At 63.7% G+C, this 21,170-nt stretch carries 25 protein-coding genes and 1 tRNA gene; 12 read left to right on the top strand and 14 right to left on the bottom strand.

Annotated elements, in window-relative coordinates; translation table 11 throughout:
- Positions 1-66 precede the first annotated feature (66 nt).
- Both AC04PT_RS02330 and ctaA read right to left on the bottom strand, forming a co-directional pair.
- Positions 67-1,542: a carboxypeptidase M32 gene (locus AC04PT_RS02330; RefSeq protein ID WP_482871880.1), complete on the bottom strand. Its 1,476-nt coding sequence runs from the start codon at positions 1,540-1,542 to the stop codon at positions 67-69.
- A 1-nt stretch (position 1,543) separates the two neighbouring features.
- Positions 1,544-2,689, bottom strand: a complete 1,146-nt coding sequence (ctaA, locus tag AC04PT_RS02325; protein WP_482871879.1) for a heme A synthase — start codon at positions 2,687-2,689, stop codon at positions 1,544-1,546.
- A gap of 186 nt (positions 2,690-2,875) precedes the next feature.
- Between ctaA and AC04PT_RS02320 the strand changes: the two genes are divergently transcribed.
- Both AC04PT_RS02320 and AC04PT_RS02315 read left to right on the top strand, forming a co-directional pair.
- Entirely contained in the window at positions 2,876-3,241 is a 366-nt protein-coding gene (locus tag AC04PT_RS02320; RefSeq protein WP_482871878.1) for an SH3 domain-containing protein, read from the top strand.
- Between the two features lie 253 nt (positions 3,242-3,494).
- Positions 3,495-3,809, top strand: a complete 315-nt coding sequence (locus tag AC04PT_RS02315; RefSeq protein WP_482871877.1) for an SH3 domain-containing protein — start codon at positions 3,495-3,497, stop codon at positions 3,807-3,809.
- An 81-nt stretch (positions 3,810-3,890) separates the two neighbouring features.
- Here AC04PT_RS02315 and AC04PT_RS02310 read toward each other — a convergent pair whose 3' ends face one another.
- The gene (locus tag AC04PT_RS02310; protein WP_482871876.1) at positions 3,891-4,646 is read right to left on the bottom strand and encodes an RNA methyltransferase; all 756 of its coding nucleotides are present in this window, start codon (positions 4,644-4,646) and stop codon (positions 3,891-3,893) included.
- Positions 4,647-4,750: 104 nt separating this feature from the next.
- On the opposite strand from AC04PT_RS02310, the gene AC04PT_RS02305 reads away from it, so the two are divergent.
- Together AC04PT_RS02305 and AC04PT_RS02300 are read left to right on the top strand one after the other, a co-directional pair.
- On the top strand, positions 4,751-5,095 hold the full coding sequence (locus tag AC04PT_RS02305) for a TfoX/Sxy family protein (RefSeq protein WP_482871875.1): 345 nt from the start codon (positions 4,751-4,753) through the stop codon (positions 5,093-5,095).
- A 57-nt stretch (positions 5,096-5,152) separates the two neighbouring features.
- Positions 5,153-5,773 carry a thiamine phosphate synthase gene (locus AC04PT_RS02300; RefSeq protein WP_482871874.1) on the top strand — a complete coding sequence of 207 codons (621 nt, stop codon included), beginning with the start codon at positions 5,153-5,155 and terminating at the stop codon, positions 5,771-5,773.
- 104 nt (positions 5,774-5,877) lie between these two features.
- On the opposite strand, the gene olsA is transcribed toward AC04PT_RS02300, so the two are convergent.
- From olsA to AC04PT_RS02285, 3 genes are all read right to left on the bottom strand, one after another.
- On the bottom strand, positions 5,878-6,714 hold the full coding sequence (gene olsA, locus AC04PT_RS02295) for a lyso-ornithine lipid O-acyltransferase (RefSeq protein WP_482871873.1): 837 nt from the start codon (positions 6,712-6,714) through the stop codon (positions 5,878-5,880).
- A complete protein-coding gene (gene olsB / locus AC04PT_RS02290; RefSeq protein ID WP_482871872.1) occupies positions 6,711-7,478 on the bottom strand; it encodes an L-ornithine N(alpha)-acyltransferase in 768 nt (255 codons plus the stop codon). The genes olsA and olsB overlap by 4 nt, the downstream gene beginning before the upstream one ends.
- A gap of 126 nt (positions 7,479-7,604) precedes the next feature.
- Entirely contained in the window at positions 7,605-7,784 is a 180-nt protein-coding gene (locus AC04PT_RS02285) for a DUF3553 domain-containing protein (protein WP_482871871.1), read from the bottom strand.
- 30 nt (positions 7,785-7,814) lie between these two features.
- On the opposite strand from AC04PT_RS02285, the gene AC04PT_RS02280 reads away from it, so the two are divergent.
- Complete coding sequence (locus tag AC04PT_RS02280) at positions 7,815-8,435, top strand: histidine phosphotransferase family protein (RefSeq protein WP_482871870.1); 621 nt, start codon at positions 7,815-7,817, stop codon at positions 8,433-8,435.
- Positions 8,436-8,461: 26 nt separating this feature from the next.
- Here the strand turns inward: AC04PT_RS02280 and AC04PT_RS02275 are convergent, their stop codons facing one another.
- The 7 genes from AC04PT_RS02275 to AC04PT_RS02245 all read right to left on the bottom strand — a co-directional run bounded on the left by AC04PT_RS02275 (position 8,462) and on the right by AC04PT_RS02245 (position 14,885).
- Positions 8,462-9,727: a glutamate-5-semialdehyde dehydrogenase gene (locus AC04PT_RS02275; RefSeq protein ID WP_482871869.1), complete on the bottom strand. Its 1,266-nt coding sequence runs from the start codon at positions 9,725-9,727 to the stop codon at positions 8,462-8,464.
- Between the two features lie 77 nt (positions 9,728-9,804).
- Positions 9,805-10,908: a glutamate 5-kinase gene (gene proB, locus AC04PT_RS02270; RefSeq protein ID WP_482871868.1), complete on the bottom strand. Its 1,104-nt coding sequence runs from the start codon at positions 10,906-10,908 to the stop codon at positions 9,805-9,807.
- The gene (obgE, locus tag AC04PT_RS02265) at positions 10,896-11,933 is read right to left on the bottom strand and encodes a GTPase ObgE (protein WP_482871867.1); all 1,038 of its coding nucleotides are present in this window, start codon (positions 11,931-11,933) and stop codon (positions 10,896-10,898) included. The genes proB and obgE overlap by 13 nt, the downstream gene beginning before the upstream one ends.
- A gap of 129 nt (positions 11,934-12,062) precedes the next feature.
- The gene (locus AC04PT_RS02260; protein ID WP_482871866.1) at positions 12,063-12,605 is read right to left on the bottom strand and encodes a GNAT family N-acetyltransferase; all 543 of its coding nucleotides are present in this window, start codon (positions 12,603-12,605) and stop codon (positions 12,063-12,065) included.
- A 348-nt stretch (positions 12,606-12,953) separates the two neighbouring features.
- On the bottom strand, positions 12,954-13,223 hold the full coding sequence (gene rpmA, locus AC04PT_RS02255; protein ID WP_482871865.1) for a 50S ribosomal protein L27: 270 nt from the start codon (positions 13,221-13,223) through the stop codon (positions 12,954-12,956).
- Positions 13,224-13,235: 12 nt separating this feature from the next.
- Positions 13,236-13,835 (bottom strand): 50S ribosomal protein L21, encoded by a 600-nt coding sequence (locus tag AC04PT_RS02250; protein ID WP_482871864.1) that lies wholly within the window; start codon positions 13,833-13,835, stop codon positions 13,236-13,238.
- A gap of 210 nt (positions 13,836-14,045) precedes the next feature.
- Entirely contained in the window at positions 14,046-14,885 is an 840-nt protein-coding gene (locus AC04PT_RS02245) for a DUF2059 domain-containing protein (RefSeq protein ID WP_482871863.1), read from the bottom strand.
- Between the two features lie 183 nt (positions 14,886-15,068).
- Between AC04PT_RS02245 and AC04PT_RS02240 the strand changes: the two genes are divergently transcribed.
- A tRNA-Ser gene (locus AC04PT_RS02240) sits at positions 15,069-15,158 on the top strand.
- Positions 15,159-15,323: 165 nt separating this feature from the next.
- Here AC04PT_RS02240 and AC04PT_RS02235 read toward each other — a convergent pair.
- Positions 15,324-15,602 (bottom strand): hypothetical protein, encoded by a 279-nt coding sequence (locus AC04PT_RS02235; RefSeq protein ID WP_482871862.1) that lies wholly within the window; start codon positions 15,600-15,602, stop codon positions 15,324-15,326.
- A gap of 153 nt (positions 15,603-15,755) precedes the next feature.
- On the opposite strand from AC04PT_RS02235, the gene AC04PT_RS02230 reads away from it, so the two are divergent.
- From AC04PT_RS02230 to ugpA, 6 genes are all read left to right on the top strand, one after another.
- Complete coding sequence (locus AC04PT_RS02230) at positions 15,756-16,730, top strand: LysR family transcriptional regulator (protein ID WP_482871861.1); 975 nt, start codon at positions 15,756-15,758, stop codon at positions 16,728-16,730.
- Between the two features lie 103 nt (positions 16,731-16,833).
- Complete coding sequence (locus AC04PT_RS02225) at positions 16,834-17,655, top strand: DUF481 domain-containing protein (RefSeq protein WP_482871860.1); 822 nt, start codon at positions 16,834-16,836, stop codon at positions 17,653-17,655.
- 78 nt (positions 17,656-17,733) lie between these two features.
- The gene (locus AC04PT_RS02220; protein ID WP_482871859.1) at positions 17,734-18,231 is read left to right on the top strand and encodes a hypothetical protein; all 498 of its coding nucleotides are present in this window, start codon (positions 17,734-17,736) and stop codon (positions 18,229-18,231) included.
- 12 nt (positions 18,232-18,243) lie between these two features.
- Entirely contained in the window at positions 18,244-18,447 is a 204-nt protein-coding gene (locus tag AC04PT_RS02215; RefSeq protein WP_482871858.1) for a hypothetical protein, read from the top strand.
- A 472-nt stretch (positions 18,448-18,919) separates the two neighbouring features.
- Positions 18,920-20,233, top strand: a complete 1,314-nt coding sequence (gene ugpB / locus AC04PT_RS02210) for a sn-glycerol-3-phosphate ABC transporter substrate-binding protein UgpB (RefSeq protein WP_482871856.1) — start codon at positions 18,920-18,922, stop codon at positions 20,231-20,233.
- A 54-nt stretch (positions 20,234-20,287) separates the two neighbouring features.
- Entirely contained in the window at positions 20,288-21,169 is an 882-nt protein-coding gene (gene ugpA / locus AC04PT_RS02205) for a sn-glycerol-3-phosphate ABC transporter permease UgpA (protein ID WP_482871855.1), read from the top strand.
- Position 21,170 lies beyond the last annotated feature (1 nt).

The following is a 21,170-nucleotide window of genomic DNA, read 5'->3' as shown; positions in this document are numbered from 1 at the left end:
CGACCGGGTTTCCCGGCGGTATGACGGCCTATCCAGGCAACCTGCCCGCACTGTCAGAGTGACGCCTCAGAGCGCGTAGAGGTCCGCAAACTTCGCCTCGAGATAGCCCAGCAGCGGCACTTCAGAGGGTTCGAACCCACATGCCCTTCGTACCAAATCACGCGGCTCGTAGAGCCCGCCGTGCCGTTGCAGGTTCTCGCGCAGCCAACCCGTCGCGGTGGACAGATCGCCGGCCGCAAGATGCGCGTCCAGATCCGGCACCGCGTCCAGCAGCGAACGATGCAGGCAGCCCGCATAGACGTTGCCAAGCGCGTAGGTCGGGAAATAGCCCAACAGCCCGGCAGCCCAGTGCACGTCCTGCAGGACCCCGTTGGACGGCTTGTCCACGGCATAGCCGAAGTCCTGTTCGAACCGTGCGTTCCATGCCTCTTCAAGGTCCGAGACCTCCAGCTTGCCATGTGCAAGGTCACGTTCGAGATCGAAGCGCAGCATGATGTGCAGGTTGTATTGCACCTCGTCCGCCTCGGTACGGATATAGCCGCGATGGACACGGTTCACAGCCGCATAGAACGCCTCTTCATCCTTCACACCCAGATCGCCGAAGGCATCGCGCATCTGCCCATAAAGCCAGTGACAGTAGGCACGCGACCGCCCCAACTGGTTTTCGTAGATGCGGCTCTGGCTTTCATGCACGCCCAGTGACACGCCCTGCCCCAGCGGGCTTAGCGCATAAGCGTCGTCGATCCCCTGTTCATAGCAGGCATGGCCGACCTCGTGGATCGTCGAGTAGATGCAGTTGAACGGATCATCCGCCGCCGTCCGCGTGGTGATCCGCACGTCCGAACCGGACCCCGACGAAAACGGATGCACCGCCTTGTCTATCCGCCCGCGGTCGAAGTCGTAACCGAAGACCTCGGCCACCTTGCGCGACAGTGTCATCTGCACACCGTGATCGAAGTTGCCTGAGACCTGCGGTGGCTCAGGCTGATCGAGCACCGCCTGCCGCAAGGACACGAGGCCGGGCCTGAGCGCGTCGAACATCGCCGCGACCTCGGCGCCGCTGGCCCCCGGCTCGTAGCCGTCAAGAAGCGCGTCATAGACATCGCCCCCCTCGGCCATGTGCGCCCCTTCCTCGCGCCGCAGCGCCACCACCTCGGCCAGCACCGGAGCGAAAGCGGCGAAATCCTCGTTGCCGCGCGCCTCGGCCCATTTGCCATAGGCCACCGATGTCACCCGCGCGATCCGCGCCGCCAGCTTGCCCGGCACCCGCACCGCGCGTTTGTAATCGTGCCGGATGTGACGCAGTTGCGCCTGCCCCACCGGGTCCAGCCCCGCGTCGTCGATCGCCGCCAGCCAAGCGCCGACTTCGGGCGCTGTACGCCGGGCGTGCAGCACCTCTTCCATGGCGCCGATCTCCTCGCCCCGTTGCTCGGCGGCGCCCTTGGGCATCATGGTTTCCTGATCCCAGCCCAGCCGCCCGGCGACCTGCGCCAACGCCTCGGTCTGGCGCTGCCAGGTCATCAACTCGTCATAGGCTGTCATGTCAGACGCTCCCGCGAATGGAATCGGATGTCGGGTAACCGGCGATGAACCGCGCGCGCAGGATCAGCACCCAGAGCACCACCGCGCCCAGCTGGTGCACGATGGCGATGTGCAGCGGTGCCGAATAGACCACGGTTACCACTCCAAGAACCATCTGCAACACCATCATCGCCAGCACGGCATTGAAGGCAAACCGGGTCTGCGAATTGGGTGACTTCCGCGCCCGCAGCCAGACCACGACCCCGAAAAGTATCAACAGATATCCCGCCATCCGGTGCATGAATTGCACCAGCCCATCGTTCTCGAAGAAATTGCGCCAGACCGGCTCAAGCTCGAACGGGAACGGCGGGAAGAAGCCACCCGCCATCAGCGGCCAGTCGGTGTAGTTGCGGCCCGCGTCGATGCCCGCCACTAGCGCCCCCAGCAGGATCTGCAGAAAGGCGAAATGCATCAATCCGGTGCCCATTTTGAAGAGCTTCATCTCGCGGTTTCGGCGGCACTGCATCAGTTCACGTTCTTCGCAGCCCAGCTGAAAGACATACCAGCCCAACACGCCGAGGATCACGAAGGCCAGCCCCAAATGCGTCGCCAACCGGTAACTTGCCACGTCCAGCATGGTCCCTGTCAGGCCAGAGGACACCATCCACCAGCCCACGGCGCCCTGCACGGCCCCCAGGGCACCCGGGATCAGCAACTTGCCGGTCCAGCCCGGAGGGATCTTCCGGGCCGCCAGGAAGCCGAAGAAGCCCAGCGCCCAGACCAGCCCCACGAAGCGGCCCAGCTGTCGGTGGCCCCATTCCCACCAGTAAATGACCTTGAACTCGGAAAGCGTCATGCCCCGGTTCTGCAACTCGTACTCGGGGATCGCCTGATACTTCTCGAATTCGGTGGCCCACTCGGTGGCCGACATCGGTGGCAGCGCCCCGGTGACAGGCCGCCACTCGGTGATCGAAAGGCCGGAGTCGGTCAGCCGTGTCAGTCCGCCGACCACGATCATCGCCACCACCAGCGCGAAAAGCGCCATCAGCCAGACCCGGATTGCCCGGCGCGCGCCACGGCGACCACGGTCGATCATCCCCGTCTCGCGCGGGGGGGCGTCCTGCCGGTCGCTGCCGACTTCCTCGAAGATACTGCGTTTTTTGGCCATGCGCCTCTCCAGTTTGCGGCGGACAGTATGACGGCAGCATCGGGGCTTCAAGCGTCCCCCGGCCTGCAAACAACGGGTAAGGAATACCTCCGTCCGGAATCCCGGACTTATGGCAAGTCGGCGGAAAAGGTACCTTCAATACATCGAAAGCAGCCACCAGACACCGTTTTCAGAAAGGTCCCAGCCATGAAAAAGTTCCTGATCGCAGCCGCCATCGCCGCCTCGACCCTCGCCAGCGCAGGCACCGCCTCGGCCACCACCTTCTGGGTCGAAAAAGGCATCACCCTTAACGCCCGCACCGGCCCCGGCACCTACTACGACGTGATCGGCCAGCTCGACCAGTGCCGCAAGGTGCATGTGATCGGCTACAAGAAGGGCTGGGCCAAGGTGTCCTGGCAGGGCCACTACTTCTGGGTCGCGGCCAAATACCTGAGCAACCACAAGTGCCACTTCGGCTACAAGAAGTACCACCATACCCACAAGAACTACCACGTGAAGAAGTACTACTTCGTCACCCCCAGCTACGGCTACACCTACAGCTACGGCTACTGAGACCCGACGTCCCGATCGTGCGCGGGCAGACCGTCCCAGGATCGCGTCTGCCCGAGCCGGTCATCCGTCACGCGCCGCACGCCGTGCCCAGCGGCGTCCACGTCCATCTACCTCAAGTTGCTTCCCAAATGAGGACAATTGCCGTAGGCTGGCTCAGCCGACGAAGGGTGATCCCCGGCTCCGGCTCTGTTTTCTGACCCAAGTTTTCGCACCCGCCCCGCCAAGGGCAACCAGTTCATTGAAAGGACTTATCATGAAACGTTTTCTGACCGTAGCCTGTCTTGCCGCTGCCACGACACTCGCCGCGACCGCCGGTTCGGCGGCCACCTGGTGGGTCGAACATGGCATCACCCTGAATGCCCGCTCCGGCCCCGGCACCCATTATGACGTGATCCACACCTTCCACGCCTGCGCTCCGGTTGATGTGGTCGGCCATCAGAGCGGCTGGTCCAAGCTGTCGTGGCAAGGCCATCACTACTGGGTCGCGTCCCGGTATCTGCAGCAGCACGAATGCCGCAGCACCTCCTACACGCCGCCGAAGAAAAAGAAGAGCAGCAGCGGCTACTGACGGACATGGCAGCGGTCCGATGAACCGCTGCCGAACGTCACGGGTCTGACCAGACCTGCCTCAAGCGGATTGACCGATCGGTCAGTCCGCCCTGTCCTTCCAACGCACCATCTGCCGCATTATCCCGTGCAGCATCTGCACATCGGCCCGTGTCAGCCGCATCCGCGACCAGAGATTGCGCAGGTTGATCTTCATCCCTTCGGCCTTGGTGGGCGGAAAGAAAAAGCCTGCGTCCTCGAGCCTGTCTTCGTAATGTTCGGCCAGCTTCTCGATCTCGATGGTGCTGGCCCAGTCGGTCTTGGCCATCTCCATCGTCTCATGAGTGACCGCCGCGCTGGCGCGGCGCCATTCATAGGCCGTCAGCAAGACGCATTGCGCGAGGTTGAGCGAGGCGAATTCCGGGTTCACCGGCACCGAGATGATCGCGTTCGCCACCGCGATATCGTCATTCTCGAGCCCCGCCCGCTCCGGTCCGAACAGCACTGCCACCTTTTCACCGGCGGCCATCTTCTCGGCGGCCATCTGCATCGCGCGTTCCGGGCTGACCACCGGTTTGGTCAGGCCGCGCTGGCGAGCGGTGGTGGCAAAAACATAGGTGCAATCGCCCACCGCCTCGGCCGTGGTCTGGAAATGCCCGGCCTCGTCCAGCAGCCGCCCCGCGCCGCTTGCCATGGCCACGGCCTTGGAATTGGGCCAGCCATCGCGCGGCGCGACGACCCGCATCCGGTCCAGCCCGAAGTTCCACATGGCGCGCGCCGCGCCACCGATGTTCTCGCCCATCTGCGGACGTACGAGGACCACGGTCGGTTGCGGGCGATGTGAAGCTGTCTCTGTCATGCCCGCCCCATAAGCCGCGCGACGGGAAAGAGCAATTCCCCTGCTTCATCTTGCCGGTTAAACTCCCGCCGGAGGCATCCGACAGCAGCGGAAGGCGCAGACACATGGCCTATGACCCCGGTTTCGAAACCCTCATGCGCGATGACCTGGCCGAAGCGCTCGGCCCCCGCAGTGATGAATTGAGCGAACGCAAGATGTTCGGCGGCCTGTGTTTCATGCTGGCCGGCAATATGCTGTGCGGCGTTCACAAACGCGGGCTGATGTATCGCGTGGGCAAGGACAACGAGGAACGGGCGCTGTCGCTGGAGGGCGCGCAGCCCATGGCCTTCACCGGTCGCAAGATGGGCGGCATGATCGAGCTTTACGAGGACGATATCGACCGCGATGCCAGCCGCGCCGGATTGCTGGCGTTGGCGCTGCAATTCGTTGATACGCTGCCGCCGAAGTAGCCTTTCCGAACAATCCCTTGTATAGCACGCGGACTCACCCGTCCGCGGAGTTTTCAGATGGCCGAAACCGAGCATCCCCAGATCTACTTGATCACCCCGCCTGCGTTCGAATTGTCGAGCTTCGGCAATAACCTGGAGGCCGTCCTTGATGCGGTTCCGGTGGCCTGCCTGCGCCTCGCCCTGGCCAGCCATGACGAAGACCGCATCGCCCGCGCCGCCGACCTCTGCCGAGAGATCACCCATGTGCGCGACATCGCCATGGTGATCGACCGCCATGTGCTTCTGGCGCAGCGCCACGGGCTCGACGGGGTGCACCTGAACGACGTCCACGGAGTTCGCGCCGCCCGCAAGACCCTGGGAGAGGACGCGATCGTTGGCCTGCACGCCGGCACCTCGCGCCATGACGGCATGTCGGGCGGCGAGGCCGGGGCGGATTACGTCTGCTTCGGACCGGTGGGTGAAACCGCGCTGGACGACGGTGCCTTGGCGGAACGCGAGCTGTTCGACTGGTGGACGAATATGATCGAGCTGCCGGTGGTCGCCGAAGGCGCCTTGGACGAAGCGTTGATCCGCGATCTGACCCCGGTCACCGATTTCTTTGCCATCGGCGAAGAGATCTGGACCGCCGACGATCCCGCCGCCCGCGCCCGCACCTTCTACGAGGCGATGACCCTCTGACCCGGTGGCCGCCCGCGTCCCGGACCTGATCCGGGACCTCATGGCTGCCGATAAGGCGGAGGTCCCGGGTAAGGCCCGGGACGCGGCAATGCGTTCCGAATACCTCAGCGCTGCAGCGCCGCTTCATGCGCCGAGCGCACCGCTTCTTCCGCTGCCCACGCCAGGCTCTTGCGATCCGCGTAATCGGCTACTTTCAAGGGCGTGTGAAACACCAGCTCGGCCCGGCCGTGCCGCTTTGCCACCAGCATCGCCAACAGGTGTTCGCCGAAATCGGTGTCTCCCCACCACCCATAGAACCGCGGCTCTTCGCCTTCTGGCGGATGATAGATCAGCGTCACCGGCTGCACGTACATCTCGTCCCGCAGGGCCTCGTCAAAGAAGGCGCCGAAAAGCGTGGTCTTGAAGGGCAGCACCCGCAGGCTGTCGGTCGAAGTACCCTCCGGAAAGAACAGCAGGTGATGCCGCCCGGTCAGCCGCGCACGGAACAACTCGGTCTGGGCCTTGGCCTGCCGCCGGTCGCGGGCGATGAACACCGTGCCGGTGGCGCGCGCCAGAAGCCCGATTCCTGGCCAGGTCGCAACCTCCGCCTTGGCCACGAAATAGACGTCGCGCGCGGCGTTCAGAACGAAAATATCCAGCCACGACGCGTGGTTGGCGACGAAGGCCCCATGTTCGCGCATCGGCTGGCCGCGCAGCTGGTACCGCAGTCCGAGAATGCGCAGGACGCCCCGGCAAACCCAGACCGTGATATAGGGCGACACCGGCCTGCGAAGACCGCAAACCGGCCACTCCACCAGCCGCACCAGCATCGACAGCGCCAGACCGACGCCCAGGATTAGCAGGAACGGCAGACTGCGCCGCGCCACCCGCGCCCAGTCGCGCAGGCCTTCCGGGCGTGCCAGGGGCGGCGGCGGCCGGTCCGATATCCAGGTCGGCGTCACGCGGGACTTCCCGTCGCGGCATAAAGCCGGCGCTGCTTCTGGTTCATCCGGTCCGTATCCATCACGAGGCAGACGTCAATGGTGTTGAATGCGTGGTCGATCCAAGCGCCCTCGCCGACGCAGCCCCCCAGCCGGAGGTAGGCCTTGATCAGCGCCGGCGTCTCCAGCATCGCCTGTTTTCTGTCAATCTTCTCCGGCGGCAACAGGTCCATGCATTGGTACTGCGCCTCGCGTGCCCGGACCCGGAGCGGTTCGGGCGCAAGATGGCGGGCATGCAGAAGCGACAGCGGCTGTGCCAACCGCGAGGCATCGGTGCCATGAAAGCTTGCCACGCCGAACAGGATCTCGATCCCATGCCGCTCAACATAGGCCGCGAGCGCCTGCCAAAGGTGAAACATGGCCGCCCCGCCGCGATAGTCGCGATGCAGGCAAGAACGGCCGAGTTCCATCAGCCTGCGGCCGGAGCGCCGTAAAGCCGATAGGTCGTATTCCTCCTCGGAGTAAAATGCCCCCGCCGCACTTGCCTGATCGTCGCGCATCACCCGGTAGACGCCGACCACCGGATCGGTCTTGCGCGCCATGTCATACAGCAATAAATGGTCGAAGAACGGATCCAGCCGGTCTTGCTCAAGCTTTGCCGCGTGGTCGACCATGTCGCCGCCGCCGCCAAGCTCTTCGACGAAAACCCGGTAGCGCAGCGCCTGAGCTGCACGGACCTCGTCTTCGGTCTCGGCGAGACGGACGGTGAACTCCGGTATGCACATGGCGGTCCTGGATCCAGACGTTTCGCTGCGGTTCATAAGCGTCCCGCAAGGCAATGACAACGCTTGCGCAAAGCGGCTGACGTCGGGACCTGTTAAACCCTCGTTAACCCTTCCCTGCCTAGCCTGTCACTCGAACACCGGGTCCAGCGCGACCCGTCCTCCATCAATGACAACCTTGCCCGCTTCCCGAAAGTTGACTGTGATCTTGCCGCCGATATTCGACTGAACCTGCCCTACTCCCCAGTCCGGACGGTCAGGATGCCGGACCAGGTTGCCCGGCTCCAGCAATGCGTTCATATCTTCCATTCCGCGACCCTCCCGGAGATCAGACCCGACATGACACCCTATACGGCAAAGCTTGCCTCGCTGATAGCTTCACGCATCTGCCACGACCTGATCAGCCCGGTGGGCGCAATCTCGAATGGGCTTGAGCTGATGGCCCTTGCCGGCGGCGGCGAAGGGCCGGAGTTGACGCTGGTCACCGAAAGCTGCGAACACGCCAGTGCTCGTATTCGTTTCTTCCGGATCGCGTTTGGCGCTGCCTCGGACAACGCCCTGGTGTCGCGAAAGGAGGTCGCTTCGGTGCTGAACACGCTGAACGTCACCGGCCGCGTGACCTATGACTGGACACCCGATGGCGACCTGCCGCGGCGCGAAGTGCAATTGGCGCTGCTTGCCTTGCAGTGTGTCGAGGCTGCCTTGCCCCGGGGCGGCGCGATCGGTCTGAAATACACTCCGGGCTGCTGGACCCTTACCGGCCGGGCAGGGCGAATCGCTCCGGACCCAAGCCATTGGGACCAGATGGAATTCATTGCCAATGCGGCCGACCCGGCAAGCGTCGAACCGGTGGTGCCTGCCAACTACGTGCAGTTTGTCCTGTTGCCTGTCCTCGCGCGCGAGTTGGGCCGCAAGACTGTGATGGAACACAACGGAGACCAGATCGTGCTGACCGTATAGGTCGCTCCGTCAGGCCAATAGCCCCGTCAGTCGCGGGTCGTCCCGTCGCCCTCGACCAGATACTTGAAGCTGGTCAGCTGCTCCGCCCCGACCGGCCCACGGGCGTGCATCTTGCCGGTCGCAATGCCGATCTCGGCGCCCATGCCGAATTCGCCGCCGTCGGCAAACTGGGTCGAGGCATTGCGCATCAGGATCGCGCTGTCGATGCGCTGGAAGAACCGCGCCGCGGCGGCGTCGTCCTCGGTGATGATGCATTCGGTGTGGCTGGAGCTGTAGTCGCGAATATGAGCGATGGCCGCGTCCAGATCGGGAACCACCCGCGCCGCGAGGATGGAATCCAGGTATTCGCGACCCCAATCGTCCTCCGCCGCTGCAACAGTGCCCTCGATCTTCTGCAAGCGCGCGTCGGCGCGCACCTCGACGCCGGCATCAAGCAGCGCGCGAACCACGCCCTGGCCGATGGTGTCGACGATGTCCTCATGGATCAGCAGGCATTCCGCCGCGCCGCAAATTCCGGTGCGCCTGGTCTTGGCGTTCAGAACGACGTCGAGCGCCTTGATCGGATCGGCGGCCTTGTCCAGATAGACGTGCACGATGCCCTCGAGATGGGCAAACACAGGCACCCGCGCCTCGCGCTGCACGAGGCCCACCAGCCCCTTGCCGCCGCGCGGCACGATCACGTCGATGAAATCGGTCATCGTCAGCATCCGGCTCACCGCAGCCCGGTCACGGGTGGGCACCAGTTGTATGGCATCCTCGGGCAGCCCGGCGGCGCGCAGCCCCTCGGCCATCGCCGCATGGATCGCCTGGCTGGAATGAAAGCTTTCAGAGCCGCCTCGCAGGATGACCGCGTTGCCGGCCTTCAGGCAGAGCGCGCCGGCATCCGCCGTCACGTTGGGCCGACTTTCGTAGATTACGCCGACCACGCCCAAGGGGGTGCGCACCCGACGGATGTGCAGACCGGTGGGCCGGTCCCACTCCGCCATCACCTCACCCACGGGATCGGGCTGGTCGGCCACCGCCCGCAGGCCCTTGCAGATGGCGCCGATACGGGTCTCGTCCAGCGTGAGCCGGTCCATCATCGCCGGGCTCAACCCCTTGTCACGGCCATAGTCGAGGTCTTTCGCATTAGCCTCGATGATCCTGTCGCGGGTATTCCAGACAGCATCGGCGGCTGCGGCCAGCGCGGCTTGCTTGTCCTCGGCACTGGCATAGGCCAGCTGCGCCGCGGCGGCCTTGGCGCGGGCACCGATGTCATCCATCAGGGCGGGAATGTCTGCGAAATCTTTCATCGGATCAGCCTTTGCTGGCAATGTGCCGGAGGTCTCGTCCGCCGGCGGGGATATTTATAGACACAAGAAGCCGCGGACTAAAGCGCCATGTCGTCCCGGTGGATCAGCACCGCGCGGCCCGGATAGCCCAGCAGCGCCTCGATCTCGTCCGAGCGGTGGCCGCGAATGGTGCGGGTTTCGGCGGCGGTGTAGCGGGCCAGCCCCTGCCCCAGCTTGTGACCGTCGGGGGCGAGAATGGCCACCGGGTCGCCGCGCCCGAAGGTGCCCGCCACGCCGGCAACCCCGGCGGGTAGCAGGCTCCGGCCCTGACGCATGGCCTGCACCGCGCCGTCGTCAAGGGTAAGTTCGCCTCGCGGTTTCATCGCCGCGATCCAGCGCTTGCGGGCCTGCTGCGGATCGATATGGGCAGTGAACCAAGTGGCGTTGGCGCCGTCCTTCAGGGCCCTAAGCGGCCGCAAGGTCTCGCCATGGGTGATCGCCATGGCACAGCCGGCGACGGTAGCGGTGCGCGCGGCCATCAGCTTGGTCTTCATGCCGCCCTTGGACAGGCCCGATCCGGCATCGCCCGCCATCGCTTCGATCTCTGGCGTGATCTCGTCGATCACGTCGTAGCGTCGGGCGTGGGGGTCGAATGTCGGGTTGGCGCTGTAAAAGCCGTCCACGTCCGACAGCAGCACGAGCACGTCAGCGCCGACCGTGGCGGCCACCTGTGCCGCCATCCGGTCGTTGTCGCCATAACGGATCTCGTCGGTGGCCACGGTGTCGTTCTCGTTGACGATCGGCACCGCGCCGAGCGAGACCAGCGTTTCCAGCGTCGCGCGGCTGTTGAGGTAGCGGCGCCGGTCAGTGGAATCCTCCAGCGTCACCAGCACCTGCGCGGTGATCAGCCCGTGCGGCGCCAGCGCCTCTTCATAGGCCCGTGCCAGTTGGATCTGGCCCACCGCCGCCGCCGCCTGCGACTGTTCGAGCGGCAGATCGCCCATGCCAAGGCCCAGAACGCCACGGCCCAGCGCGATGGATCCCGAGGACACGAGGATCACGTCGGCCGATTGTTTCAGCCAGGCCACGTCTTCGGCCAACGCTTTCAGCCAATCCGCGCGCAATGCGCCGGTCTTGCGGTCCACCAGCAGCGCCGAGCCGATCTTGACGACCACCCGGCGCGCATCCGTCAGGGTTGCCACGGCGCCTCGTCCTCGTCCTCAACCTTCATCCGCAGCCGATCGTCGGTGATCTCGGCCCTCAGCGCGCGCAGCACCTCGGTCACCCCGTCGCCCGCCACGCCCGACATCAGGTGCACAGGCCCGCCGACCTCGGCCTCCAGCGTGGCCTTCGCCTCGGCGCGTTCCTCGTCGTCAAGCGCGTCAATCTTGTTGAGCGCGGTGACCCGGGGCTTGTCGGCCAGGTGCCCCCCATAGGCTTCGAGCTCGGTGATGATGGTGCGGTAATCCTCGGCAATGGTCTCCGAGGTGCCGTCGATCAGGTGCAGCAGCACCGAGCAACGCTCGACGTGGCCGAGAAACCGATCGCCGATGCCCCTGCCCTCATGCGCGCCCTCGATCAGGCCGGGAATGTCGGCCACCACGAACTCGGCGCCGTCGACACCCACCACCCCGAGGTTGGGGTGCAGCGTGGTGAACGGGTAATCGGCGATCTTCGGCCGCGCGTTCGACGTGGCCGCGAGGAACGTCGACTTGCCGGCGTTGGGCAGGCCCAGAAGCCCGGCGTCAGCGATCAGTTTCAGGCGCAGCCAGATGGTGCGCTCCACCCCGGGCTGGCCGGGATTGGCGCGGCGCGGCGCCTGGTTGGTCGAGGTCTTGAAATGCAGGTTGCCGAAGCCGCCGTTGCCGCCCTTGGCCAGCACCACCTGCTCACCCACCTCCATCAGTTCGGCGATCAAGGTCTCCTCGTCCTCGTCCAGCACCTCGGTGCCCACTGGAACGCGCAGCACGATGTCGTCGCCATCCTTGCCGGTGCGCTGCTTGCCCATACCGGGCTGGCCGTTCTTGGCGAAGAAATGCTGCTGATAGCGGAAATCGATCAGGGTGTTCAGCCCCTCCACCGCCTCGACGATGACCGAGCCGCCCTTGCCGCCGTCACCGCCATCCGGGCCGCCAAACTCGATATATTTCTCGCGCCGGAACGACACCGCGCCGCCGCCGCCGGAGCCCGAGCGGATATGCACCTTGGCAAGATCGAGAAACTTCATGGCAGGACCCCTGACTGTGTCTGCATCGCGATAGAGAAAATGCGTCCGGGCCTCAAGGCTCAGACGCATCTGTCTTGTGTCTGCTCTTTTGAAACCGGCACGTCTTGATGGCCGGATCAGCCGCCGGAATTACCTCAGCTTGCGCAGGTAGGTCCAGGTCGGCACCTGCGCGGCACGCGCCACGGAATAGCTTTCGGCATCGCCGATATAGGCGAAGCCGCAATTGGTCAGCACACGCGCAGAGGCCGCGTTGTCCTGAAAGACGCTGGCAAACATCGTGTCGTTGTCCATCGGATTGGCCTCAACCAGCGCACGGACGGCGTCCGACGCAAGTCCGGTGTTCCAGAACGCCGGCGCGACCCAATAGCCCACTTCCGACTGGTTCCGGTCCATACGCTCCAGCGAGATCAGCCCCATCAGCTCGGGTCCGCCCATACGGGTCCCGTCCATCGCCCAGACGTCTTCGGTCCTGTCAGCCGCCATGGCCCGCGTCACGAAGGCTTCGGTCACGCCCGGCGCCAGCGGATGAGGAATCGACGTGGTCATCGTGGCGACACGCTTGTCGGAGGCGTGCATCTCGATCAAGCCCATGTCAGAGCGGCGAAGCGGGCGCAGATCAACGCGCTCGGTCTGGATAACCGGTTGGACAACAACGTATTCCTGGGCGGTCATGCAGTTCCTCCTCATAAACGGCAGTCGCGGTTTCGGACCAAAGGCCCGTTCGGCACCGAAATGGCAACCGATCCGCGGGATGCCACCCCCGCAAGCCAGACAAGGTATCCGCGAAGAATGGCAAAGAAATGGCAATGCGACGATCCGCTTGCAAGACGCCCTGCCCCTCCCGGCCATGACATCTGCGAGACCAAAGAACCGTCTGCCGTGTCGAACATCTGATATTTCTACCAGAAAATGATTAACCCGTGATACACCTTCTCGGCGCATCGACAGGATGTCGCGAACGATTTCGGGGACCGGCTTGCGCCGATCCCCGAATTTGCATTGGCAAATCGTCCGGTCGACTTATTCCGCGGCCTCGGTGGCTGGCAGCACGGAAATAAAGGTACGTCCCTTGAAGCCCTTGCGGAAGGTCACGTTGCCTTCGACGGTGGCGAAGATCGTGTGGTCCTTGCCCTCGCCCACGCCTTCACCCGGCCACCACTTGTTGCCGCGCTGGCGGACGATGATGTTGCCGGGGATCGCGTGCTGACCACCGTAGAGTTTCACGCCAAGACGGCGTCCGGCCGAGTCGCGACCGTTGCGGGAGGAACCGCCTGCTTTTTTGTGTGCCATGGGTCTCTCTCCTTACTTGCCGGCCAGATCTTTGGCCTGTTCGATCCACTCGGGCTTGACCTTGACGGCATCGAAGCTGCCGGCGTCAACCTCTGCGAGCTGCGCGAAGCTGGTGATACCCGCCTCGTTCAGTTTCTTGGCGGCCGCGGGACCCACACCGGTGATCTTGGTCAGGTCGTCGTTTGCCGCGTCAGCCTTGGGCGCCTCGGCTTTCGAAGCGGCCTTTTCGGCCTTCGGGGCCGGAGTGCCGGCAACAGAGCCGGCTCCGGTGGCCGCCTTCACGCCCGACTTGTCCGCGCCTTCGGCAAGGATGTCGGTCACGCGGATCAGGGTCAGCTGCTGACGGTGGCCCTTGGTGCGCTTGGACGAATGCTTCCGGCGGCGCTTGACGAAGTGGATGACCTTGTCACCCTTGATCTGGTCGATCACTTCAGCCTGCACGGCAGCACCTGCGACGAGCGGGCTGCCCAGGACGGTGTTGTCACCGCCCAGCATCAGCACGTCGTTGAATTGAACCTTTTCGCCGGCGTCGGCTGCCAGTTTCTCGACCCGGAGCGTATCGCCCGAGGAAACCTTGTATTGCTTGCCGCCGGTCTTGAGGACTGCGAACATCCTGTACTTCCTTCGTGTTTTCCGCGTTCTGTGGCCCCGGTGTCCCGAAGTTGCGGCCCGGGCCCCTGCCCCGACCTGCCTCGAACAGCGCGCCCCTCAGGGGAGCGTCATGAACTGAAAACCCGGCGAGAGACCCGCCGGGTTGCGCGCTGATAAATCCATCCGCCGGTCAAGTCAACCACTGTGCAGGCAAAAAGCCGCCTCGGTGCGTCACAATTCCTGTGCCGTCATCTGCTGTGCAAGCGCAAGCCCCAGCGCGTAGGAGATATCGACGTACATCTTGTCAAAGCCCGCAAACAGCGCCCGGTTCAGCGCCTGGCCCGACGCGCTGGCCGCGAGGTCCACGTAGTTGCGCAGCGCCTCGTCCTCCAGCGGCTGATAGGCCATCATCATGTAGGCATAAAGCCATTCGCGGGTGTCGGTCCGGTTGTCGGCCTCGCTCTCCCAGACGACGGCGAGGATCTCCTCTTCACTCATCTCGAAGGCGCCGCCGTCGACAAGGCCGGCATAGAAGGCATAGCTCGAGTTCATCGCGCCCACGACGTTGGCGTCGATCAGGTCGTTGGTCTCGATGAAACGGCGGATCGCAGTCAGCCGCGGGTCCTCGTCGTCCTGTCCCGAGCGGCGGCGATAGGCAGCCCGTGCGGCCTCTTCGACATCCGGATCGGTCATAGCATCGCGGGCGGTGATCTCCAGCCGGACCACCTCCTGCCCTGCGTTGGAGGCGAAAAAGTCCTCCACAACCTCACGTTTCGCCCGGGTCTCTTCGGCCCAGACTTCGGCAAAGCCGTCGCGAACGGTCTGTTCCATCCGCTCGGTGTCATAGATGCGTTCCACGGCCTCGGTCCAACTGTTTCCGCCGCCTCCGGGCAGCATTTCGGCTGCGAGTTCGTTGCCGTAGCTGAGCCCCTCCTTTCGCATCACTTCGACGGTTTCGGGCAACCCCAGCCTGTCCAGCAAGAGATCGGCCGACGGTGAGATCTGCGCCGGCGCGTGTGGCACGGTGGCGATCAGCACGGCAGTGGCCAGGGCGGCGCAACGATTGAACATGTGAGGCTCCGGAAATTCGCTTTGGTGGAAACTATCCTGTGCCGCCCGGTTTTCCAAGGCGCGGCACCCGGTGAGGCCGCAGTTCGGCCCAAATCCGGGGCGCTGGAAATTTGCGCCGAAAAGTGCCCTTTGCCGCTTGCACCCTGCGAAAAAGCCGATTAAACGCACCCACCAGACCCCCGCGGAGAGGTGCCGGAGTGGTCGAACGGGGCGGTCTCGAAAACCGTTGTGGGTGCAAGCCCACCCAGGGTTCGAATCCCTGTCTCTCCGCCACTATCCCCTGAAATCACTGCGACAGTCAGATATTCACGGGTATAGTGCGCGTGTTGGAAATCTGCGCGGATCGGGCCTTAACAGTCACGCCACACCCCCTTTTCGGCTCTACCGGCTCGCGAGTAAGCGTCGTTCAGTTGTGCCCACCTCCAACGATGCCGCGCTTCAGCCTGCGGGGTCGTTCGCGATGTCCGGTGCCAAAGGGCTGCCGTCAAGAAGTCTGAGCGCATCGGCCAGCGCGGCGGACCTGAGCGAATTTGCAGCCTCTCTCAGTTGCCGTACCTTCTGACGTTGACACGGATGCGCGAACCCGCTGCCGGTCTGTGCCTGGGACATCAAGCCGTCGGCCTCCTGTAACCTGCGGAGGATATCCTGGCCGGCGTCGCCAAGCGCCGCCAGCAGCTTGACGGGATCCGGACCCCCCGCCGATGTTGTGGTGTCCATGTTTCATTCCTTCAAGGATTGCCAATCACACCCGACTGCCCTCATGCGGTCGCATGCCGCCGGGTGAAAAAGTGTCTGCTCAATCTCCTACGAACAAATGACACCGCCAGAAAAGCGAATTAGACTTTCGGTTCATCGCAGAAAAACTCATGGATGGACCCGTTGGACATTGCGCTGATCCGGACCTTTCTCGAAGTCGCCGCCACCGGCTCGTTCGTCAATGCCAGCGAACGGCTGTTCGTGACGCAATCCGCCGTCAGCCTGCGGGTGGCGCGGCTGGAGGCCGAACTGGGCAAGGCCCTGTTCACTCGGTCCAAGGCAGGGGCGGAGCTGACCCCGGCGGGGCGGGAATTCGAACGTTACGCGCTGTCGCTGATCAAGATCTGGGAAGAAGCACGGCAACAGGTGGGCGTGCCCGAGGGCTATACAAAGTCGCTGAGCATCGGCGCGCAGTTTTCGCTCTGGCCGCGGCTCGGGTTCCGCTGGATCGACGGGATGCAGGCGCGGCTGCCGACGCTGAACATTCGGGCCGAGCTTGGCATGCCCGACCGGCTGACCCGGTTTCTGGTCGAGGGCACCATCCAGATCGGCCTGATGTATGCGCCTCAGCTACGCCCGGGGCTGGCGGCCTCGCGGGCGCTGGATGAGGAACTGGTGCTGGCGGCCTCGTGGCAGGCCAGTCTTGACGAGATCGCCGATCACTATGTCTTTGTCGATTGGGGGCCGGAATTCGTCCATGCGCACGCGTTGGAGCTGCCGGACCTGACCAACCCCGGCCTGACCCTGGCCCTTGGGGCGATGGCGGCGGAATACATCGTGTCGCGCCGGGCCGTGGCCTATTTGCCGGCGCGCTATATCAAGAAGTATCTCGACGCCGGGCAATTGTTCCTCGTGCCGGACGCGCCGGTGTTTCCCTACCCGGTCTGGACGATCTGGCGCGAAGACCTCGATGATGAAATTCGCGACACGGCCGAGGCCACGCTTGTGGCAATCCAGTCACAGATCGACGCAGAACAGAGCGCAGTCATCGCCGAGCTGGTCGATATCAGCGCCACGGAGGCCGTCGAAGTGCTTGGGAACCAAGGAGAACCCATTGATACGAGCAAATCTCAATCTATCCATGATTAAAAGCAATTTTTCTTGAGCATGAGGTCCGACTAAATCCAATCCCAGCAGGAATGCTTCCGCCTCTACGGGGCCGGATCACACCACTCTGGGAAAGGATAGACCCATGAAACACCGTATCGCACTCGCCGCTTCGGTTCTGGCGCTTCTGGCCGCATCGCCGGTCGTCGCCCAAGGCGCGCTTGTCGGCGTCGACGCGCTCGACGAGCGGATCGACGACATCCAGCAAGACGTCTCCGACGATCTGACTCAGGCCGATGTGCGCGACCGCACCAACAACCAGTATGCACAAGGCTGGGACGGCAGCGTCGCGCTGGGCTTCTCGGCGACTTCAGGCAACACCGACACCGCCGATCTCGATCTCGCCGGTCGCTTCCGCTATGGCAACGGCCCGTGGAACCACACCATCGGGTTCGCTGCCGAGTTCTCCGAGGACAATGGCGAACGTAACAAGGAAGAATACTACGCCACCTATGACGTGAACCGCTATTTCACCGAGAACGTGTACGTCTTCGGCCTGGCCTCGGCCCGCTACGACGAGTTCGACTCCAACAAGATCGACGGTTTCCTGGGCTTCGGACCCGGCGTGCGCGTCATCAACGAGCCGAACCAGACCTGGCGTGTGCAGGCCGGCCCGGGCGTGCGCTATGTCGAAGAGCAGGACGGCGACAACACGACCGAAGTCGCAGGCATCTTGTCGTCGCGCTACTTCTACGGGCTGACCGACACCGTGTCCGTGTCGATGGACACCGACGTGCTGTTCTCGGAGGCCGATGCGCTGGTGGCCAATGACCTTGGCGTGAACTTCAAGGTCAGCAACAACCTGTCGACCCGCGTGTCGTACCGCACCGAATGGGACAGCGATCCCGACGCGGGCTTCGAGCACGCCGACAACACGCTCGGCGTGTCGCTGGTCTACGGCTTCTGACGCCTTCCACGTCCCTCATGAAACCTTGGGGGCGGCCCTGCCGCCCCACTTTTTCCCGCAAAGCGAGGAGGATACCCCATGACACTTATCGTGCATGAGCCTCATGCCGACGCGAATTACGTAGAGGTGTTTACCACCGAGCGCGACGGTACGGTTTTTGGCTATCGCCTGGTCGGCGCAAGCGCCGGGCCCCAGATTGCCGTGCTCGGCGGCTGTGCCACGGCCGAAACGGTCTTCGACCGCCTGATGCGCATTCCCACCCTGCCGTGGATGCGCGGCAACCTCGTGCTGATCAGGCTCGACGCGCTGGATGACAGCTTCGGCGAGATTGACGCGCTCGAACCGCTGGGCGCCATCGACCGGACGATCGCGCTCCCGATGGCCGGCGGTGGCGTGCCGACCGAGGCGGAGGTGCGCCGGTATTACCACGCCGTTCTGCGGATCTGCGCCGAGCTTGGCATGATCGCCGGCCGCGGCGTCGCGCGGGCCGGGATGCCGCATGCCGCCGAGACGGCCGAGCGCCGCGCGGAGCGACGCAGCCTGGTCCAATCCCCCGCCACCCCCCATTTGCTGTGAGAGGAGAGAGACATGAAAATGACAGCTTCCAGAAAGACCGCCATCGCAACCTTTTTTGCCGCCGCATTCGCGCTGACGGCCTGCACGACCGACCAAGCGGTCGACAGCACGGTGGGCCTCGCCGCCGGAACCGCCAAGGTCGTCGCCAAAGGCGCGGTCGGCGCCGGCAAGCTCGCCTACAAGGGCGGCAAGAAACTCACCGGTTCCGAGGAGTAGACCGCGCCGCCGCCGCAACCGCCGGATCCCGCAAACCCACAAAGTGCCCGCCGACATCGGATCGGCGGGCAAATGCCTTTGCGCCGCCCTCATGGGCGCGACAGCAATGCCTACTGCCGTCGGCGCAAGGCCCGGCAAAAGAAGGCGACCGAACCCACAGCCCTATTTCTGTAAGATTGGGCGCCGCTTCCCACAAGGAGCGCACACAGATCATTGGGCTTCGTGGTTTTCCGCGTATTCGGTGATCTGTCCGATCATCAAAAAGCTCGCTCGACTTCACGCGAAAACGGCGGAAAACCATCTCTAGTCGCAGGTGCGGAAGCGTCAACGGTCTGACACGGAGGCGGGCACAAAGCCGTATTTGGTGCGAGACTTGCAAAGTATGGCGGCGACTGTATCGTCCGAGGAGTGAGACAGCCACGGACCTAAAAGCTGGCTCAGAACGCACGCAACGTCGTGCATGGGAGGAAAAATGAGAAAATCACTTGTCGGCGCGCTTCTGGCCGCCAGCACCATCCTGTCGCCTTTGGCGGCAAATGCGCAAACAGAGGTGCAGTTCTGGCATGCCTTCACCGGGCGTCTTGGCGAACTGGTCAAGGCCCAGGTCGAGCAATTTAACAGCAGCCAGAGCGATTATGTCGTCGTTGAAAGCCACAAGGGCAACTACTCCGAGACATTGAACGCCGGGATCGCGGCCTTCCGTGCCGGCGAGCAGCCCCACATCCTGATGGTGTTCGAAGTCGGCACCGCAACCATGATGTCGGCTAAAGGCGCAACCAAACCGGTCTATGAAGTCATGGCCGAAAGCGGCGCGACCTTTGATCCCGACGCCTATATCGGCTCGGTCAAGGGCTATTACACCACGACAGAGGGCGACATGCTGTCCCTGCCGTTCAACTCGTCCACGCCCGTACTTTGGGTGAACCGCGACGCATTCGAGGCCGCAGGCGTTGACCCGGACACCGACCTCTCCACCTGGCAAAAAGTCGACGAGGTGCTGGACGCCTTGAAGGCGGGCGGAGAAGACTGCCCACTGGTCACCGCTTGGCAGAGCTGGATCCATCTTGAAAACTTCTCGGCCTATCACGACGTACCCTTTGCCTCGAAGGACAACGGGTTTGCCGGTCTGGATACCGAACTGATGCTGAACGGCGAAGCGCAGGTCGCGCATCTGACCGCAATGGGTGAGTGGGCCCAGGAGGGCAAGTTCATCTATACCGGTCGTCGTAACGAAGGCGGGGCCAACTTCCGCTCCGGAGAATGCGCCCTCTTCACCGAAAGTTCGGCCGGCTACGCGGGCATAAAGGCCGAGGCCGAGTTCGATTTCGAGGTGCGTCCGCTGCCCTACTGGGAAGGCGTAGGCAACGCACCGCAGAACACGATTATCGGTGGTGCTTCGCTTTGGGTTCTCGAAGGGCATGAAGCTGAGGATTACAAGGGCGTCGGAGAGTTTCTCGCCTTCCTGTCCTCCTCCGATGTTCAGGCACAATGGCACCAAGACACCGGCTATCTTCCGATCACATCCGAGGCCGGAGAGGCCACGCGTGCCGCCGGGTTCTATGAGGAAAACCCAGGCACCGATATCGCCGTGACCCAGATGACCGCCAAGGAACCTACGGCCAATTCGAAGGGTCTGCGTCTTGGTTCGTTCGACCAGATCCGCGGCATTATCGACGAAGAACTGGAGGCAATCTGGGCCGGAGACAAGACCGCCCAAGAGGCCATGGACAGCGCCAAGGAACGGGGCGACGCCCTGCTGCGACGCTTCGAATCCGCCAACCGTTAAGTAAGCATCGGGCAGGCTGTCAAAGCCTGCCCCTTTCCTTGCGGGGGCAAGTTTATGGAAAAGCGCGTTACCTTCCGCGGCTGGCTGCTGCCGCTGCTCCTGATCGCGCCGCAGGTCCTCATCTCGGCGGTGTTCTTCTTCTACCCGGCCGGGCAGGCCATCTGGCAGTCTCTCTTCATTCCGGATCCTTTCGGGCTTTCGTCGCAGTTCGTCGGTCTCGGCAACTTCGAGTTTCTGCTGAGCGATCCCTTCTATCGCGCATCCTTTTTGACCACCGCGATTTTTTCGATCCTTGTCACGCTGTGCTCCATGATCCCGGCACTGTTTCTCGCGGTCGTCGCGGATCGCCTGATCAAGGGATCGGGCGTTTATCGCACCATGCTGATCTGGCCCTACGCGGTGGCCCCTGCCGTTGCCGGGGTACTGTGGCTGTTCATGTTCAACACGCGCGTCGGCATTATCTCGTGGTATCTGGGCACCATGGGGTACGACTGGAACCACGTCCTGAACGGCGGAGAGGCGATGGGGCTGGTCGTCGTTGCCTCTTCCTGGGGGCGGATAAGTTACAACTTCCTCTTCTTCTTTGCCGCGCTGCAGGCCGTACCCAGATCGGTCATCGAGGCGGCGGCCATCGACGGCGCCCATTTCTGGCGTCGTTTCTTCACCATCGTCCTGCCGCTGCTGTCGCCGACTACCTTCTTCCTTCTGGTCGTGAACGTGGTCTACGCCTTCTTTGAAACCTTCGGTGTCATCCACACGATCACCGCCGGCGGGCCGCAGCAATCCACCACCATCCTCGTCTACAAGGTCTTCTCGGACGGCTTCGTGGGCCAGGATCTCGGGTCGTCGTCGGCGCAATCGGTGATCCTGCTCGTCGTCGTCGGACTTCTGACGGTGATCCAGTTCAAGTTCATCGAGAAGCGGGTGCACTACTGAT

The organism is Litorisediminivivens sp. KMU-197, assembly GCF_056858395.1.
Note: the sequence above shows the minus strand (reverse complement) of the source record. Positions and strands in the feature narration are given on the sequence as shown.

Coding starts and splice junctions, on each gene's coding strand:
- AC04PT_RS02330 (WP_482871880.1), bottom strand. CDS start 1,542: ATGACAGCCTATGACGAGTTGATGACCTGGCAGCGCCAGACCGAGGCG.
- ctaA (WP_482871879.1), bottom strand. CDS start 2,689: ATGGCCAAAAAACGCAGTATCTTCGAGGAAGTCGGCAGCGACCGGCAG.
- AC04PT_RS02320 (WP_482871878.1), top strand. CDS start 2,876: ATGAAAAAGTTCCTGATCGCAGCCGCCATCGCCGCCTCGACCCTCGCC.
- AC04PT_RS02315 (WP_482871877.1), top strand. CDS start 3,495: ATGAAACGTTTTCTGACCGTAGCCTGTCTTGCCGCTGCCACGACACTC.
- AC04PT_RS02310 (WP_482871876.1), bottom strand. CDS start 4,646: ATGACAGAGACAGCTTCACATCGCCCGCAACCGACCGTGGTCCTCGTA.
- AC04PT_RS02305 (WP_482871875.1), top strand. CDS start 4,751: ATGGCCTATGACCCCGGTTTCGAAACCCTCATGCGCGATGACCTGGCC.
- AC04PT_RS02300 (WP_482871874.1), top strand. CDS start 5,153: ATGGCCGAAACCGAGCATCCCCAGATCTACTTGATCACCCCGCCTGCG.
- olsB (WP_482871872.1), bottom strand. CDS start 7,478: ATGTGCATACCGGAGTTCACCGTCCGTCTCGCCGAGACCGAAGACGAG.
- AC04PT_RS02285 (WP_482871871.1), bottom strand. CDS start 7,784: ATGGAAGATATGAACGCATTGCTGGAGCCGGGCAACCTGGTCCGGCAT.
- AC04PT_RS02280 (WP_482871870.1), top strand. CDS start 7,815: ATGACACCCTATACGGCAAAGCTTGCCTCGCTGATAGCTTCACGCATC.
- AC04PT_RS02275 (WP_482871869.1), bottom strand. CDS start 9,727: ATGAAAGATTTCGCAGACATTCCCGCCCTGATGGATGACATCGGTGCC.
- obgE (WP_482871867.1), bottom strand. CDS start 11,933: ATGAAGTTTCTCGATCTTGCCAAGGTGCATATCCGCTCGGGCTCCGGC.
- AC04PT_RS02260 (WP_482871866.1), bottom strand. CDS start 12,605: ATGACCGCCCAGGAATACGTTGTTGTCCAACCGGTTATCCAGACCGAG.
- rpmA (WP_482871865.1), bottom strand. CDS start 13,223: ATGGCACACAAAAAAGCAGGCGGTTCCTCCCGCAACGGTCGCGACTCG.
- AC04PT_RS02250 (WP_482871864.1), bottom strand. CDS start 13,835: ATGTTCGCAGTCCTCAAGACCGGCGGCAAGCAATACAAGGTTTCCTCG.
- AC04PT_RS02245 (WP_482871863.1), bottom strand. CDS start 14,885: ATGTTCAATCGTTGCGCCGCCCTGGCCACTGCCGTGCTGATCGCCACC.
- AC04PT_RS02235 (WP_482871862.1), bottom strand. CDS start 15,602: ATGGACACCACAACATCGGCGGGGGGTCCGGATCCCGTCAAGCTGCTG.
- AC04PT_RS02230 (WP_482871861.1), top strand. CDS start 15,756: ATGGACCCGTTGGACATTGCGCTGATCCGGACCTTTCTCGAAGTCGCC.
- AC04PT_RS02225 (WP_482871860.1), top strand. CDS start 16,834: ATGAAACACCGTATCGCACTCGCCGCTTCGGTTCTGGCGCTTCTGGCC.
- AC04PT_RS02220 (WP_482871859.1), top strand. CDS start 17,734: ATGACACTTATCGTGCATGAGCCTCATGCCGACGCGAATTACGTAGAG.
- AC04PT_RS02215 (WP_482871858.1), top strand. CDS start 18,244: ATGAAAATGACAGCTTCCAGAAAGACCGCCATCGCAACCTTTTTTGCC.
- ugpB (WP_482871856.1), top strand. CDS start 18,920: ATGAGAAAATCACTTGTCGGCGCGCTTCTGGCCGCCAGCACCATCCTG.
- ugpA (WP_482871855.1), top strand. CDS start 20,288: ATGGAAAAGCGCGTTACCTTCCGCGGCTGGCTGCTGCCGCTGCTCCTG.